General features: G+C 42.0%; 13 protein-coding genes. 6 read left to right on the top strand and 7 right to left on the bottom strand.

Going from position 1 to position 16,027, the window contains the following annotated elements; genetic code table 11:
• The first annotated feature begins 448 nt into the window (after positions 1-448).
• The 3 genes from QFZ80_RS01575 (at position 449) to QFZ80_RS01565 (ending at position 4,017) form a co-directional block, all read left to right on the top strand.
• A complete protein-coding gene (locus tag QFZ80_RS01575; protein WP_307549470.1) occupies positions 449-1,363 on the top strand; it encodes a proline dehydrogenase in 915 nt (304 codons plus the stop codon).
• Positions 1,364-1,389: 26 nt separating this feature from the next.
• Positions 1,390-2,958: an L-glutamate gamma-semialdehyde dehydrogenase gene (pruA, locus tag QFZ80_RS01570; RefSeq protein ID WP_307549471.1), complete on the top strand. Its 1,569-nt coding sequence runs from the start codon at positions 1,390-1,392 to the stop codon at positions 2,956-2,958.
• Between the two features lie 255 nt (positions 2,959-3,213).
• A complete protein-coding gene (locus tag QFZ80_RS01565) occupies positions 3,214-4,017 on the top strand; it encodes a DUF2935 domain-containing protein (RefSeq protein WP_307549473.1) in 804 nt (267 codons plus the stop codon).
• Between the two features lie 79 nt (positions 4,018-4,096).
• Here QFZ80_RS01565 and leuB read toward each other — a convergent pair whose 3' ends face one another.
• The 7 genes from leuB to QFZ80_RS01530 all read right to left on the bottom strand — a co-directional run bounded on the left by leuB (position 4,097) and on the right by QFZ80_RS01530 (position 12,296).
• A complete protein-coding gene (gene leuB / locus QFZ80_RS01560; protein WP_307549475.1) occupies positions 4,097-5,176 on the bottom strand; it encodes a 3-isopropylmalate dehydrogenase in 1,080 nt (359 codons plus the stop codon).
• A gap of 151 nt (positions 5,177-5,327) precedes the next feature.
• A complete protein-coding gene (locus QFZ80_RS01555; RefSeq protein WP_307549476.1) occupies positions 5,328-6,446 on the bottom strand; it encodes a Ger(x)C family spore germination protein in 1,119 nt (372 codons plus the stop codon).
• Positions 6,443-7,543 carry a GerAB/ArcD/ProY family transporter gene (locus QFZ80_RS01550; protein ID WP_307549478.1) on the bottom strand — a complete coding sequence of 367 codons (1,101 nt, stop codon included), beginning with the start codon at positions 7,541-7,543 and terminating at the stop codon, positions 6,443-6,445. The genes QFZ80_RS01555 and QFZ80_RS01550 overlap by 4 nt, the downstream gene beginning before the upstream one ends.
• 32 nt (positions 7,544-7,575) lie before the next feature.
• Positions 7,576-8,694 carry a Ger(x)C family spore germination protein gene (locus QFZ80_RS01545; protein WP_307556876.1) on the bottom strand — a complete coding sequence of 373 codons (1,119 nt, stop codon included), beginning with the start codon at positions 8,692-8,694 and terminating at the stop codon, positions 7,576-7,578.
• Complete coding sequence (locus QFZ80_RS01540) at positions 8,691-9,791, bottom strand: GerAB/ArcD/ProY family transporter (RefSeq protein ID WP_307556874.1); 1,101 nt, start codon at positions 9,789-9,791, stop codon at positions 8,691-8,693. The genes QFZ80_RS01545 and QFZ80_RS01540 overlap by 4 nt, the downstream gene beginning before the upstream one ends.
• Positions 9,788-11,323: a spore germination protein gene (locus QFZ80_RS01535; protein WP_307549482.1), complete on the bottom strand. Its 1,536-nt coding sequence runs from the start codon at positions 11,321-11,323 to the stop codon at positions 9,788-9,790. The genes QFZ80_RS01540 and QFZ80_RS01535 overlap by 4 nt, the downstream gene beginning before the upstream one ends.
• A gap of 148 nt (positions 11,324-11,471) precedes the next feature.
• Complete coding sequence (locus QFZ80_RS01530) at positions 11,472-12,296, bottom strand: VanW family protein (protein ID WP_307556872.1); 825 nt, start codon at positions 12,294-12,296, stop codon at positions 11,472-11,474.
• A 526-nt stretch (positions 12,297-12,822) separates the two neighbouring features.
• Between QFZ80_RS01530 and QFZ80_RS01525 the strand changes: the two genes are divergently transcribed.
• The 3 genes from QFZ80_RS01525 to QFZ80_RS01515 all read left to right on the top strand — a co-directional run bounded on the left by QFZ80_RS01525 (position 12,823) and on the right by QFZ80_RS01515 (position 16,007).
• Complete coding sequence (locus QFZ80_RS01525; RefSeq protein WP_307549486.1) at positions 12,823-14,154, top strand: extracellular solute-binding protein; 1,332 nt, start codon at positions 12,823-12,825, stop codon at positions 14,152-14,154.
• Between the two features lie 80 nt (positions 14,155-14,234).
• On the top strand, positions 14,235-15,110 hold the full coding sequence (locus QFZ80_RS01520) for a carbohydrate ABC transporter permease (protein ID WP_307549487.1): 876 nt from the start codon (positions 14,235-14,237) through the stop codon (positions 15,108-15,110).
• Between the two features lie 18 nt (positions 15,111-15,128).
• Entirely contained in the window at positions 15,129-16,007 is an 879-nt protein-coding gene (locus tag QFZ80_RS01515) for a carbohydrate ABC transporter permease (protein ID WP_307549489.1), read from the top strand.
• Positions 16,008-16,027: the final 20 nt, after the last annotated feature.

The raw sequence follows: 16,027 nt of genomic DNA, 5'->3' as shown, positions 1-16,027 counted from the left end.
TGGAGCATCCTAATCGGTATTCAACACGAAATGATACTTCTATTGGAATTAAATTCCAAGATTTTAATTCGCTACTTTCATTGGAAAAATCCAATGAAAGTAGCTTCAGGCTTTGAAATTCAAAAAGTTTGGGCCTTTGATGAATGAAAATAGATCTTTCGCATTCCCTATATGTTGTAACTCGAAGGTGTGGGATGATAATGTCTTGTTCAGCTGCAGCAGTCGTTTGGAGGTACGAAGCTCGATCCTTTTGCAATTAGGATGAGAACTCTTCTATCGACGAAACCGCAGAGAGTGTGAATGAAAATAATGGTTCAACGAAAACTGTTCATTTATTTTCTCCAAATCAACTTACTTTTAAACAAAAACTGTTCAAAATTTAAATAATGGTGTATATTTCTTTTATACAATTAAACAACATTGTTCAATTTTTTCGGGGGAATCATACATGGAAATGATGCTGAGAAACGTGTTTCAATCATTGGGCAAAAGTCGCTCTGCGAATCGATTAGCCAAAAAGTACGGCCTTCGTTTTGGAGCCGCCCGTTTCGTAGCCGGTGAAACCATCAAACAATCCATTGATGCTGTAAGCGGGCTCAATAAGGATGGCCGAATCGCGACTTTAGACCATCTAGGAGAATTCGTCTTTAGTGAAGAAGAAGCTACATTGTCCGCTGATATGTGCGTACAAACATTAGATGCCATTGCTAGCTCAGGTGTACAGTCCAATCTTTCATTGAAAATGACATCACTCGGCTTAGATATCAGCAGAGAGCTTTGCGTAAATAATATGAAACGAATTCTGAATCGAGCGCGCCAATATGGTAATTTTGTTCGGATTGATATGGAGGATTACGCGCACTGCCAAGTTTCGCTTGATATCTACCGTGAGCTTCGAGAAGAGTTCGATAATGTCGGGATCGTGATTCAAGCTTATCTCTTCCGTACGGAGCAAGATATCCAGGATTTGAGTGCGCTGAGTGCCAACTTGCGTCTCGTTAAAGGGGCCTATAAGGAATCCCCTCAAGTTGCTTTTCCAGAAAAGAAAGACGTCGATGACAACTATAAAAAAATCATTCAAATGCATTTGAAAAATGATCATTATACGGCTGTTGCCAGCCATGATGAAGCGATCATCAACTTCACAAAACAATTCGTAACTGAGAATGGAATCTCCAGAGATCAATTTGAATTTCAGATGCTTTATGGCATTTGTGAAGAGATGCAGAAGCAATTGGTTAAGGAAGGGTATCGGGTCCGCGTCTACGTTCCCTATGGTGTCGATTGGTTTGGATACTTTATGAGACGGTTAGCCGAGCGGCCAGCGAATGCCTGGTTTGTTCTTAAAAATATGTTTAAATAGACCCGCAAAGGGAGAGGAGAACGAATATGAGCACACTGACAAAAGTAACCCCTTATGCAAACGAACCTTTCACCAATTTTTCTTTGGATGAAAATAAGCAAGCCATGGAAGCCGCTATTGCGAAAGTGAAATCGGAGTTAGGCCAAGAGTACCCGCTTTATATCGGATCTGAGAAAGTCGTTACAGAAGCGAAAATCAAATCCATTAACCCAGGTAATGTAGATGAAGTGATTGGTTATGTGAGCAAAGCGAATCAGGCTTTAGCGGAACAAGCAATGGGAGCAGCTTTGGAAACTTTCGAATCTTGGAAGCGCGTTCATGTTAGAGAGCGTGCGGAATATTTGTTTAAAGCGGCAGCGCTTATGCGTGAACGTAAACATGAATTTTCTGCGCTTATGATTTTGGAATCAGGTAAGAACTATGTAGAGGCTGACGTAGATACCGCTGAAGCTATTGATTTCATCGAGTTCTACGCTCGGGAAATCATTCGTTTGAGCGAAACCAATGAGACTCAACCGTTAACCAAAATTGCTGGTGAAGACAATAAGATTTCCTATATCCCTCTTGGCGTTGGCGTCATTATTCCGCCTTGGAACTTCCCGCTCGCTATTTGCGTGGGCATGACGACTGCTGCTGTTGTATCAGGTAATACGGTTCTTCTTAAGCCTGCTTCCACAACTCCAATCATTGCGCACAAGTTTGTCGCTTTGATGCGAGAAGTAGGGCTTCCAGACGGTGTTATCAATTTCATTCCGGGGAGCGGCGCTGAAGTTGGCGATTATTTGACGACACATCCAAAGACTCGCTTCATTAGCTTTACAGGTTCCAAAGAGGTTGGTCTGCGCATTAACAAGTTAGCCGCGGACACGGTACCAGGTCAGATTTGGATCAAACGCGTCGTTGCTGAAATGGGTGGAAAAGATGGCGTTATCGTCGATGAAACCGCTGATCTGGATGCAGCAGCATCTGCAATTGTCGCATCAGCGTTCGGATTCCAAGGTCAGAAATGTTCGGCTGGCTCCAGAGCGGTTATTGTGGAATCGGTGTATGACCAAGTCGTAGAAAAAGTAGCCACTTTGACGAAGCAACTGCAAATCGGGCTGCCAGAAAACAATTTCTCTGCAGGTCCTGTTATCGATAAAACTTCGTATGAAAGAATTTTAGAATATATCGAAATCGGGAAACAAGAAGGCACTCTGCTTGCTGGTGGTGAGAAAGCTGAAGGAAACGGCTATTACATCCAACCTACCGTATTCGGTAATGTGAGCGGCAAAGCGCGGATTATGCAAGAAGAGATCTTCGGACCCGTTCTCGCTATTGCGAAAGCGAAAGATTGGCAAGAAGCAATCGCGATTTACAATGACACTGAATTCGGTTTGACAGGTGCTTACTTCTCCACTGACGAAGAACGTATCGCTGAAGCTTTGGAGACCGTTCATTGCGGTAACTTGTACATCAATCGTAAATGTACAGGCGCTCTAGTCGGCGTACACCCATTTGGCGGATTCAATATGTCGGGTACAGATTCCAAAGCAGGCGGTTATGACTACCTTTTGCTCTTTACACAAGCTAAATTAACGTCCCGCAAAATGTAAGGCTGTGTGGAGCCCTCTATACTTAAATGGAGGGCTCTTTTTTTTGAGCAAGTCGTGATTCAAGTTCGCAAAGCTGTGATTGAAGCGGCCATTTTAACGAATGTTGCTCGGTGAACCCCGCCTGAGTTTAGGTAATGGAAAATTACACCCGGAATTAAAGTCACTCGTTGTCCTATTTTCACGAAAATCGCATAAGCTCCTCCCAAGAAGATTATACATAGGGTATCAGATTACTTCTTAAGGAGAGTGTCGGAATTGTCAAATGAATTTGTTTGTCGTTCGTTGGATGAGATACGATTCTGGTCACGTATTATGAAAGAGCATTCTTTATTTCTGAAGCTGGGTTTTCGGTGTGAGGATACGCAGTTAATCCAAGAAGCAGATCATTTTTATCATACTTTTGAACAAATAGAAGGCAAATCCCATGCATTCACGGAGTTAACTGATCCTGAGCAAATCAAACGCTTCAACGTGGAAGTTCACTTAGCCGCAACCCATATTTGGGCTTTTAAAAGAAGGGTTCTAGGTCTCATCATCCAATGTAAACTTCCAGGTGGTAACAATTTCCCTTTATTAGTTGATCATACCAGCAGAGAGGCCAATTATTTTAGAAATCGATTAGAGGAATTGAATGCCGGTCGATTAGAACCGCTGCCTGATGCCATCATTGACGAAAATGTTTTCTTTTTGAGAATAATGGCTGACCATGCGAAGTTCATCGGACATCTCCTTGATCCGTCCGAACGACAACTCGTTGAGCAAGCTCGAAACTTTAGTCAAGATTTTGACCAACTGCTCTTTCAAGCTGTTGATTTAAGCGGAATGCGTCCTCAATCTCAAACGAAGCCACTTCTCGACCAATTCCTTGATCAGAATCGGGTTTCTGTCGTTTCTCTGCGTGATTTCAAAAAAACAGCAAGGGAATTAATCGAAGCGTGTCGCATAAAAAGTATTATTCATCCTTTACTTGCTGATCATGTGTTTCGTGAGGCTGAAAGATTCCTATTCATCATTGATATGTTCGAAGCAAGCTTATCAAGAAAACAAGCTGCCAACTAGACTCTCCATATGTAAGAGACCAATCTAAAAAAAGCTCGCCCTCTGAAGCCTCTACGGCCTCGTCGGGCAAGCTTTTTTATTATTTACGCATAGCGTCTACGATCAGTTGGCCCATTGCAAGGGTACCGATTGCTTTGCTCTTATCAACCGCGATGTCGCCTGTACGGTGACCCGCATCCAGCACTTCTTTCACAGCACGCTCGATGGAATCCGCTGCTTCGTGGTAACCGAATGTCAAACGGAACATCAACGCTACCGAAAGAATGGTTGCGATTGGGTTGGAGATACCTTGTCCTGCAATATCCGGAGCGGAGCCATGTACCGGCTCGTACAAGCCGAAGGCACCTTCGCCAAGAGAAGCGGATGCCAACATACCGATGGAACCTGTCAGCATGGCTGCTTCATCACTCAGGATGTCGCCAAACATGTTTTCAGTCACGATGACGTCGAAGCTGGATGGGCGGCGCAGCAATTGCATCGCACAGTTATCAACAAGCACGTGCTCTAGCTCAACATCCGGATAATCAACCGCAATACGGTTCACGGTTTCACGCCATAGACGGGAAGTTTCTAGAACGTTAGCTTTGTCTACAGAAGCAAGCTTCTTGCGACGCGTCTGTGCGATTTCAAACGCTTGACGAGCAATACGCTCGATTTCTGTTACGTTATATGCACAAGTATCAACAGCTTCTTGACCGTTAGGTGTTTCGCGACGGAATTTCTCACCAAAGTAGATCCCGCCAGTCAATTCACGAACAACGATCAAATCCGTTCCTTCCAGCACTTCAGGCTTCAACGTGGAAGCTTCTTTCAAGCAGTCGAAGATGAAAGCTGGACGAATGTTCGAGAAAAGTCCAAGCGCTTTACGAATACCGAGCAAGCCCGTTTCAGGACGAAGCTCTTTGGAGTTGTTATCCCATTTCGGCCCGCCAACAGCTCCAAGAAGGACAGCGTCTGCCGATTGGCAAACTTTCAACGTTTCTTCCGGAAGCGGCGTTCCTTTCTCATCAATCGCAATCCCGCCGAATAAGGCGTGCTCTGTTTCAAATTGATAACCGAATAATTCTTCGGTACGTTTCAATACTTTTTCCGCTTCTGCAACGACTTCTGGACCAATTCCGTCTCCAGCGATTACAGCGATTTTCTTCACATCTGCCATGACTGCCATTCACTCCTTAGATTAGTAAACCTGCTATTGAAAGCATTTACTATCGTTATATACTGCTAACATTGTATCATAAGTAGCCCCTCTTCTTTAGATATAAAAGCTATCGCATTTATAGGTATCACCTATCAATACTTCTCAACGACTATTCAGAAACCCCAATACTTTGGATGAGAACTTTAGAAGAAACATTTACAGTTGCTTCAGATAGCGCTTTTCCCCAGTTATCCTGTACCTTCTTCCAGTCTTTATAATTGTGTGCCCGCACATGAACACCAAACTGAAAGGGATCTACTTGATTTTTTTGAGCCTTCTTGATTAAAGCCTCGCATTCTTTTTTCAACTCATTTTCAACTGCTTTTTCCAGCTGTTTTTTTTGCTCTTCCAAGTCTAAGGTAAACATGAGCTCCCTTAATTCGATCTGAACATTCATCTCGATATTGATTGTTAAATGGTCATCTTCGAACTTCGACTTGATCTTCCGATTTGCTTTTCTTATATTGATACTCAGAAAGGACATGTCTTCATCCGTATGGAACATTTCAGGAGGAAAGTGAAACATTAACGGTATCTTATTTTCCGTATCGCCCTGCAATAAGACGAGCAGAGAACTTTCTTGATGATTCAAAGAAGCCGCGTAGGTACCGTCTTTATGTAAAAGAGCAATACCCGAAATGAAGAGTTCATTTTTTTCGGGTCTCATTTCAGTTAATGCAGGCGTCATACCTTTATCCTTCATTTGCTGATGAAATTCTTGTAGTGTAGTTTGCACGGTAACCCTGGTCTTATAAGTGCTTTCTGCTAGTTGTTTGATCACACTGGCAATTCGGCCTTTATCACTCATATTCGTATACATCACATCTTTAACGCTCCCATCAATCACAATCACGTTCGCATTAATCTCATTTCGGGAATCGCGGAATAGAACATCCAAATAAGGAAATGAGTTTCTTTGCTGCAGCAGTTTTTTTCCTATGAGAATATTTTGCGATTTTCCGTAAGCTAAGTTGCCGCTCGTCTTACTATTAATTTCCCCTTTTGATTCACGCATCGTTTTAGCCCTTGAGAATGTGATTTTATATTTATCTCTGGCTACTTTATTGAATACTGGACCTGACGTGTACACGATAAACTTATTATTCTCATCAAAATCAATACCCTCTGTAAGTACAAACTGTTGATCCTCTATATATTCGGCTTTACCGCACCCAGTTACGAACATGAGAGCTGCCAATATGAAAGAAATCGTATTGAATTTCTTCATTGTTTCGGTTCCTTTCTAGCGAAATGAAAAATCCATCCGTATATCCAAAGAAAAATAGGAAATACGAAAGCACTATATAGGCCTGCTTTCCCCCACGAATTAGCCATTTGAGTTATTTGGAAAGTAGTAGGGATAAAAAAGAATGACAACAGGATCCATAAGACTAAGATTATTCGTAAAGCATTTCGATGATCCTGCTTGCCTATTAATTGACTTGTTCCTAATACGGCTGCGTAGAGGTAAGGAATAATCGTCATAAATATGATAAACAAATAAAAGGTCAGGCAGATGATCTCCAGCCGTTCCAAAAAAGGCAATTGGATAACCTTCAACAAGTTAAGCACGGGGTAAACGACTTCTGTGACCTCAGTTGGAGAGAATCTAATAAAACAAATGATTGTCGTCGTTAAATAGATAATCATCGATAATAAATTTGCAATCACAATTCCCTTTGATGCTGATTTCTTGTCCTTTAGAAAAGGATACAGAATAAAGGCCAGCTCAAATCCAAGAAGAGAATATATCGTTGATTTTACGGCAGACAGAATGGGAAGCACTCCACTTTTTCCAACAGGAAGAAGATACATCCATTGGGCATCCTTTAGTGCTAAAAACAATAAGACTGGCATCCACAAAGTGACAATAAAAACAAGCTCAGCGAAGAGACCGATCACCCTTATTCCCTGCTTGGTAATCATATAGATGGGAATGGTAAACAGGATCATTAAAATGAAGTTCCGTATATCCTGAATGATCCATATTTTTATGATATGAATCGTTGAAAACATAGCTGTACTTGCGGCATAGACCGCGAGCAGAATCCACGCTGCCGCTAAAGCCTTACCCACCCACTTGCCAAAATATTTGGATAAAAGTTCGAACAACGTGTATTCTGGGTTTTTTTCCATAATTCGTATAATGACTAAGCTTAGCAGTGTAGTACCAATCGCCCCCAATATAATGGATATCCATCCGTCGCTACCTGCAGCATTAGCTACATCACGGGGAAGGGAAAGGACACCGATTCCCACTTGGGTTTCAAATATAATAAAGATATATTGTATCAAGGAGATTTGATTAAACGAATATTTGTTCATGGTTAATCCTCCCCCATTCTGTTTACTTAGCTTTATTCAGAAACTCCCATACTTTTGATGACAACCTTAGGAGAAACATTTACAGTGGCTTCAGATAGAGCTTTCTCCCAGTTACCCTCTACCTTCTTCCAATTTTTGTGATCGTGAGCTCTCACGTATAACCCAAAACCAAAGGGGCTGACATGATGCTTTTGAGCTTTCTTGATCAAATCCTGGCATTCTTTTTTCAGTTCTTGTTCAATCGCTTGTTCCAACTGTTTGCTCTGTTTCTCCATGTCTAAGGTAAACATGCGTTCCGTTAAATCGATCTGAACCTTCATTTGGATGTCAATTATAAAATGATTTTCTTCGAACTTTGACTTGAATTTAACTTTTACCTTATTAATACTGAAACTCACATAAGATACTTCTTTATCCGTTTGAAACATCTCAGGAGGAAGGGGAAGTGTTAACGGTATCGGCTTGTTCGTATTGCGCTGCAGTAATAGCAGTAGAGAACTTTCTTGATTATTCAAAGAAGTAGCATAAGTACCATCTCTATGTAAAAGCGCTGTCCCTGAAATAACAAGATCATCCTGCTCTACTCTCATTTCGGTTATGCTTGGCGTTAATGCACTATCCATCATTTGTTGATGGAATTTCTGCAGTGTAGTTTGCACTGTAATTCTGCTTTTATATGTGCTTTCTACCAATTGTTTGATCACCGGACCCAAATGGCCTTTATCACTCATATTTGTGTACATAACCTCTTTCAAAGGTCCATCAACTACAATCAAATTTGCATTAATTTCATTTTTAGGATCTCGAAAGAAGACATCCAAGTAGGGTAATACATTGGTTTGCTTCAGCATTTTTTTTCCTATAAGCATACTTTGCAATTTTCCAGTCCCAAAACTACCGTTTAGTTGCGCTTCGATTTTTTTCTTGCCTTCACGCATCGTATCCGCAGTTGTGGTTGTGATTTTAAATTTATCCTTAGCTTCTCTACTGAAGACAGGACTTGATGAGTAGATGACCAACTTCTTTTCTTCATCAAAATCAACACCCTCAGCAATAATAAATCGTTGATCTTCTATATAAATGGCCTTGCCGCACCCGGTTATCAATAGTAAAGCTGCACATGCTAAGAAAATGCTCTTCCATTTCTTCATTGCCTTTGTTCCTTTCTAGCGTGATGAAAGAGCTGTCCGTAGAGCCAAAGTAACATGGGAATCACATAAGCGAAATATGTACCTGCCATCCCCCACGATTTGCCCATTTGATTGATTTGAGTAGCAGAAGGGAGGAAAAAGAATGACGATAGGAACCATAGGCACATCCATATACGTAAAATAGGTCGATGATCCTGCTTACCGCATAATTGACTTGCTCCGAGCACAGCTGCATACAGGTAGGGAACGATCGTCATAAATAGCATAAGCAAATAAAAGGAAAGAAAAATGATTTCTAATCGTTCTAAGAACGGCAATTTGATGAGCTTCAGTAAGTTGAGCGTGGGATAGGTGTAATCTTTGATCTCATCTGGAGAAAACCTAACAAAACTAATTATCGTCACCATGAGAAAAATAATCAAAGATAAAGAGTTTGCAATAATAATTCCTTTAGTTGCGGTTTTCTTGTCCTTTAGAAACGGATATAGAATGAAAGCCAGTTCAAACCCAAGGAAAGAAAGGATGGTTGATTTTACGGTAGATAGAATGGGGAACAAGCCTTCTTTACCGATTGGAAGAAGGAATGGCCAATGGGTATCTTTTAATGCAAACAACAATAAGATAGGCATCCACATGGAAATAAGAAAAACGAATTCAGCAAAAAGTCCGATTACCCTTATTCCATGCTTGGTAACTATATAGATGGGAATGATAAACAGAATCATCAAAATGAAGTTCGACATTTCCGGCAAGATCCATATTTGTATGATATGGATCGTTGAAAACATGACCACACTTGCTGCAAAAACCGCGTACAGTATCCAAAGAACATATAAACCTTTACCTACCCATTTACCAAAGTATTTAGATAATAGCTCAAATAACGTTTTTTCGGGGTTTTTCTCCATAATCTTTATAATGACTAAGCTAAGAAGAATAGATACAATCCAACCTAATAATAGAGATATCCATCCATCGGTCCCCCCCGTTTGAGCTAAATCTCGGGGAAGGGATAGTACACCGATCCCCACTTGAGTTTTATAGATAATTAAAATGTATTGTTTCAAAGAAATTTGATTAAACGTATATTTTATCATACTTGATCTTCACCTTCTCTGTTTGCTCCCTGTCTTTTCAGTTGAGTTGGATCGGTTGAAAGTGGACGTTTCTTCATTTTCCACATTGGGAGTCGAACCCATACGTCCTTCCAATCAGACAGGCGGATGGGAGCAACAGGACTTCCATAGGATATTCCAAACGATTCCATGGATATCATGTGAGCTCCAATAATCATCAGCCCAATCACAATGCCTACCATACCGAACACAGCAGCGAGAAGCATCATTGGAAAGCGAAGCAACCGCAGCGAGGAGGACATATCATAATCAGGGATAATAAAAGAGGAAATTGCCGTGATGGCAACGATAATAACCATAATGTTACTCACAATTCCTGCTTGCACGGCCGCCTGGCCGATGACAATACCCCCTACGACACCTATTGTTTGTCCAATAGGACCGGGAAGACGTAAACCGGCTTCCCTTAACATCTCTAGGGCTATCTCCATTAGAAATGCCTCTACGATCGGGGGAAACGGTACCTTTTCTCTGGATTCCCCAATCGATACCAATAAATCCAAAGGAAGTACTTCATAATGAAACGAAACAATAGCTATATATACAGCCGATAAAGAGATCGTCGTAATTAAGGCTAGATAGCGTAATAATCGTAGAAAAGTGGCTATGATCCAGCGATTGCTGTAATCATCCACACTCTGAAAGAATGCCGAAAAGGTTACAGGTGCAACAATCACACTGGGAGAATGGTCGACAACGACGACGATTCTCCCTTGCAATATATGGGCTGCAGCAGAATCCGGACGTTCCGTCATGATTAACTGTGGAAACAGACTTATTGGATGATCTTCAATAAACTCTGCCAATTCTCCCGTGTTTAAAATGGCATCCACATTAATTTGCAGCAGTCGGTCTTCCATTTCTTTCACGAAATCTGGATTTATAACGTCATCGAGATACATGATAGAAACCCTCGTATTTCCCCGAGAGCCGACGTTAAATTCTTTTATTTTCAGTTCACGATTAGGAAGATAGCGCCTGATCAAGGCAATATTTTGCCCCGATGTCTCGACAAATCCTTGATGTGATCCCTTTAGCGTCGATTCGATTTGCGGCTCTTTAATCGCCCTCTGAGGCCAGCCTTGCGTACATAAAACAAGCGAACGATCTTGCCCATCAATAAACAGGATGCTTTGGCCTTGGAAAATTGCTTTTTCAATATGGGACCATAAGGTTACAACTTCTGTTTTTGCAATCGTCGTAGAAGAGTCCCAAAAATCGTTAACCGAATTGATTTCATACATGAGCGGTTTTAAGATGTTATTATTAATCGCTGATTTATCAATGAGCCCTTCCAAATACACAAGTACAGCATTGTCCCCTGTTCTTAATTGAAAATGACGAATAACAAGATCTGGAGCGTGGCTGAATATTGAGTTTAGAGTAATTAAGTTATTATTCAGGGTCCTTGAAATCGGTTGATTAAGTTCATCAGATAAATCCTTGATTGGCGCTGATCTTATGCCATTTAACCATCTCCGGATCGTCCCCATCCCTGCACCACCGTTCCTAAATCATGTAATCAAAAGTTTCCCACATTTAGGTAAAATTATTCGCAAAGCAACGTCATTCAATCAAATGAAAAAAAGCCATCTGGATCTATCATCCAGATGGCTACATAGGGCCTACTCCAAGTTCTCATCAAATTTTTCCTTCTACAGTAGTTCCTTCTGTCAACAATGGCTCATACATCATAATCGCATGATTCTCTGTCACCCATTCATCACGCAATACTTCCCGTTCCGCGTTCAGCACCCTTCGGTAAATTTCATTATGTCTGACATAGCCGCCCCAGTATTCACGCGTAATCCAATGCTTCTTTTCATAGATCTCAAAGGTGTGGATTGCTGGCCTCACGGATCGCCATTCCCCTACCAGATGAGTATCCGTGACGCGAATAATGAGCTGATATTCCTCGTTGTTCTCATTAAGAATTTGCAAGTCTAAATAATTGTAGAAACAAGTTGCACCGCTTCCAAAAGGCTGACTTCTACCTGCATCCGGAAATACGTCATAGCTGTGGCGATATCTTTCCGTTACGGAAAGTGGTGTATGCAGTGTCATCCAGTAGATTAAATTCGAAAGCTGACATAACCCGCCTCCGACGCCCGCCTGTACTTGCCCATGAAAAAGCACCATGCCGTCCAGATAGCCCTTACGCCGTGTCGTGCTGCCAATTAACCGCCAATAGGAGAAAGTTTCTCCTGGTTTCACAATGACACCGTTTAACTGTTTGGCTGCGATCCTTAGATTAATCACTTTATTATGCTGAAGCCACATATCTACATCCTTCAGCTGTCTAAGGAGTGGGGTTTTATGTGAAAATAAGAGGTAAGGGAGAGGCTCCGCTTGCTTCGCCGTGGCATATGTCTTAGCATCCAAATACCACTGAAGATACCTTTTAAGTCGATACACTTTTTTACCAAGGAATATTCTTGCTCGGCTTCGGTGGATTGGTTTAAGCAAAGAAAAGCCTCCTTCAACAACAGACAGTTTCTTCGATCATTTTAAGCAATAAGCCGCCAATGCCAGTAGTAGCTCACTGACTTGGCGGCTTTTTATAATCTTAGAGCTTTGAAATAACCATGGAAATGATAATACCAGAAACTGAAATCCAAAAGAAATAAGACTTTACGATCCTGCCAATCAATGAATCTTGAAATTGAAAATGCTTCTTTTGATTATGTTCCATATTCAAATCAGTGACTGATCCGCTATTGCCACCCAAACCAGTTACACTAGTAAATCCCTGGCTCAATGCACCTTTTGCAATACAAGTTACAATATAATAAAGAACCCATGAACAAATAATTGGAAATCTGTATCAACATGAAGTCACCAATCCTTTCATTGTCCTCCTTTTATCATAATTTGAAATATATTCCACGTCAATGATCCGATGATTTTCTACCCTGTTCCTTATCCTGTTCACCTTACTAAATCAATCAAAATCCGTAAAATATATAATAGATACACAATCAGGAGGTCTATCATGAAAAAATTCACTCAAATTTCTACTGTATTATTAGCAAGTACAGTGCTGCTAGCCGGATGTGGCGGTGGTGAAAAACCAGCAGATAAGCCAGATGCAACAGCAGCAAACGGCTCCAAGGAAAAAGTTAAGCTCGCTATCTGGCACAACTGGTCAGGACAAGACGCTAAAGCACTAGCTATGCGTAAAATTCTCGATGATTTCAAAGCACAAAACGCTGATATCGAGCTTGAAATTGAAGGGCTTCCAACAGACGGCCTCAAAACACGGTTGAAGACCGTAGCCGCGGCCAATGAAATGCCGGATTTGTTCGTCATGTGGCCAGATGCGATGACGAAGGAATTTGTTAGCGGCGACCTTTTGCAACCGATCAATGAATTTCTAGACAGCAAGCCTGAGTGGAAAGGCAATTTCATTCCGAACGCGCTCGATGGCTATACAGTTGACGGAAAAATCTATTCCGTACCTATGAACTTATCGCCGACTTCCTTCATTTATTACAACAAGGCTCTTTTTGATCAACATAACGTACAAGTTCCCAAAACGTGGGACGAGCTGAACGCGGCGATCAAAACGTTTAACGATAATAAAATCATCCCCATTGCTCTCGGTAATAAAGCAAACTGGGCTGTACAGTCCACCATGTTCAGTGCGATTGCTGATCGGACAACAGGGAGCGAATGGTTCCTCAAGGCTGCGAGTCAAAATGGAGCGAAGTTCACAGATCCTGAATTTATTCAATCTTTGAAAACATTAAAGGCTCTTGGTGATGCCAAAGCTTTCCAAGATGGATTTAACAGCATTGATCAAAACCAAATGAGACAGCTCTATTTCCAAGGTAAAGCAGCGATGTTTATTGACGGCGGTTGGGCGATGGCTGACGTTGTTCAAAATACACCAAAAGACGTCTTGGCTAACACGCACGTAACGCTGCTGCCTCCCGTTGCAGGCGGTAAAGGCGAAGCTCAATCCACATCCGGCGTTGTTGGAACCGGCCTTGGCGTTAGCAAAAAAGTAACAGGTGCGAAGAAAGAAGCTGCACTCAAATTATTGTACGCTTTATCCGGACCTGAAGGTCAACAAGCAACGCTTAACAGTTCTACATTAGTTAGTTACAAAATTGATCTCGATCCAAGCAAAGCGCATCCGCTCTTCGTTGAATTGAATGATTTGATGAAGAAAACGAAAATCACGCCAGTGTACGATGCCAAATTAAGCTCCGCAGCTGTAGAGGTTATTAACAACGGCCTGCAAGAACTGCTCATGGGCGGAAATCCAGAGGCTATTGCCAAAAAGCTTCAAGATGCACAAGCAGCCTCACTCGGCAAATAAGACATCCTACAATACCTGTATCCAGCCCTCCACATGTGTGGCAGGGCTAGATACTTTCACTAGTAAAGGAAGTGAGAATAATGAATGCATCTTATGTCCGCAGGTTCGTTGTACTAAGTCTTCTGCCTGCTATTCTGGTCTATGCTTTATTTGTTTTTGTACCTGTCATCTGGTCTACGTACTACAGTTTCTTTGATTGGAAAGGGATCGGCGCAGCAAAATATATTGGTCTGAAAAATTATGTGGAGATTATCCATGACACCATCTTTTGGAGAGCCATGAAGAACAACCTTATTTTCTTGGTTGTTTCCGTATTCGGTCAACTACCAATCGCTCTCGTGCTCGCCATCCTGCTTCATAAAAGTAATGCGCTTCAACGATTCATCCGCTCAGCCGTGTTTGTTCCTATGGTGCTGTCTTCCGTCGTCATCGGGATGATCTGGCAATATATTTATCATCCGCAGATCGGGATTCTTAATTTCCTACTCGATAAGCTTGGTCTAGAAAGCTGGAAACTGCAATGGTTATCCGATACGAAAATTGCCATCTTCGCACTTGCGCCTCCACTGATCTGGAGCTTCGTAGGTCTGTATCTCATTATTTTCATTTCAGCCTTTCAAAATATTCCCGGCGAGATTCACGATGCCGCCCAGATTGATGGCGCAGAAGGTACGCGTAAGCTCATCTCCATTACACTTCCGATGATCTGGACGACGGTGCAAATCGCGATCATTTTATGTATTTCCGGCAGCTTGAAATCCTTTGATTTGGTCTATGTCATGACGAAAGGCGGCCCGGCGCATGGAACCGAATTACTCGCTACGTATATGTATAACTCGACCTTCTCCTCTTACCGTTACGGATTCGGGAGTGCCATTTCGACTTCCATCGTCCTGATCAGTCTCATCTTTATTGGTTTAAGCCAGTGGATCACCAGTCGTAAAACGAAAGCATAAGAAGGGAGGAATGTGAGCATGCAACCCCTTGCTGCACAACCGACACAAGCAAGATCATCTAGACGAAACTTTTCATTTGGAGCATGGAAACAAGGCGTACTTTGGACGTTCTTGACACTTTATGCTATTTTAACGTTATATCCGCTGTTCTGGTTGGTGTTATCCTCATTCAAAACGAACGCTGAATTCTTCAACAGCCCGTTCGGACTGCCAGCTTCTTGGCAATTCTCAAACTACGTTACCGCTTGGAAATCTTCCAAAATGGGGACTGCCTTCCTTAACTCTGTTATCGTTTCCTTGGTTTCACTCGCTCTTACGCTATTCGTTAGCTCACTAGCCGCCTATGTGCTGGCCAGAATTAAGTTTCGTTTCAAAGCTATTATATTAACGTTCTTCGTCATCGGCATGCTGATCCCTATCCACAGCACTTTGGTTCCCCTATTCATACTTATGAAGCAAGTGGGCCTACTGAACTCGTATTGGGCACTCATTCTGCCTTACACAGCCTTTGCTTTGCCGACGGCCATTTTCGTACTGACAGCCTACTTGGCTTCTGTACCCAAAGAAATTGAGGAAGCTGCTTATATAGATGGTACACGGCTTTGGGGTGTGTTTTGGCGTATTATGCTGCCAATTTCCTTACCCGCCTTATCGACCGTCATTATTCTAAGCTTTCTGCACTTCTGGAACGATTTCTCGTTCGCCCTTGTTTTTATTAGCAAAAGCAGCTTAAAAACATTGCCTCTCAGTATCGCGAACTTTGCTGACGGCTATCAAACGGATTACGGTTTAACCTTAGCTGCCATGACCATTGCCGTTATCCCTACCATTGCTGTGTACTTGGCCTTCCAAGAACAAGTTATGAAGGGCATGACAGCCGGAGCTGTGAAAGGTTAATTTACGACTAAGAAGACAAC

Source organism: Paenibacillus sp. V4I7 (genome assembly GCF_030817275.1).
Classification (GTDB): domain Bacteria; phylum Bacillota; class Bacilli; order Paenibacillales; family NBRC-103111; genus Paenibacillus_E.
The sequence above is the reverse complement of the archived record's forward strand: the minus strand, read 5'-3'. Positions and strand labels throughout refer to the sequence as shown.

Coding starts and splice junctions, on each gene's coding strand:
- QFZ80_RS01575 (WP_307549470.1), top strand. CDS start 449: ATGGAAATGATGCTGAGAAACGTGTTTCAATCATTGGGCAAAAGTCGC.
- pruA (WP_307549471.1), top strand. CDS start 1,390: ATGAGCACACTGACAAAAGTAACCCCTTATGCAAACGAACCTTTCACC.
- leuB (WP_307549475.1), bottom strand. CDS start 5,176: ATGGCAGATGTGAAGAAAATCGCTGTAATCGCTGGAGACGGAATTGGT.
- QFZ80_RS01555 (WP_307549476.1), bottom strand. CDS start 6,446: ATGAAGAAATTCAATACGATTTCTTTCATATTGGCAGCTCTCATGTTC.
- QFZ80_RS01550 (WP_307549478.1), bottom strand. CDS start 7,543: ATGAACAAATATTCGTTTAATCAAATCTCCTTGATACAATATATCTTT.
- QFZ80_RS01545 (WP_307556876.1), bottom strand. CDS start 8,694: ATGAAGAAATGGAAGAGCATTTTCTTAGCATGTGCAGCTTTACTATTG.
- QFZ80_RS01540 (WP_307556874.1), bottom strand. CDS start 9,791: ATGATAAAATATACGTTTAATCAAATTTCTTTGAAACAATACATTTTA.
- QFZ80_RS01535 (WP_307549482.1), bottom strand. CDS start 11,323: ATGGGGACGATCCGGAGATGGTTAAATGGCATAAGATCAGCGCCAATC.
- QFZ80_RS01525 (WP_307549486.1), top strand. CDS start 12,823: ATGAAAAAATTCACTCAAATTTCTACTGTATTATTAGCAAGTACAGTG.
- QFZ80_RS01520 (WP_307549487.1), top strand. CDS start 14,235: ATGAATGCATCTTATGTCCGCAGGTTCGTTGTACTAAGTCTTCTGCCT.
- QFZ80_RS01515 (WP_307549489.1), top strand. CDS start 15,129: ATGCAACCCCTTGCTGCACAACCGACACAAGCAAGATCATCTAGACGA.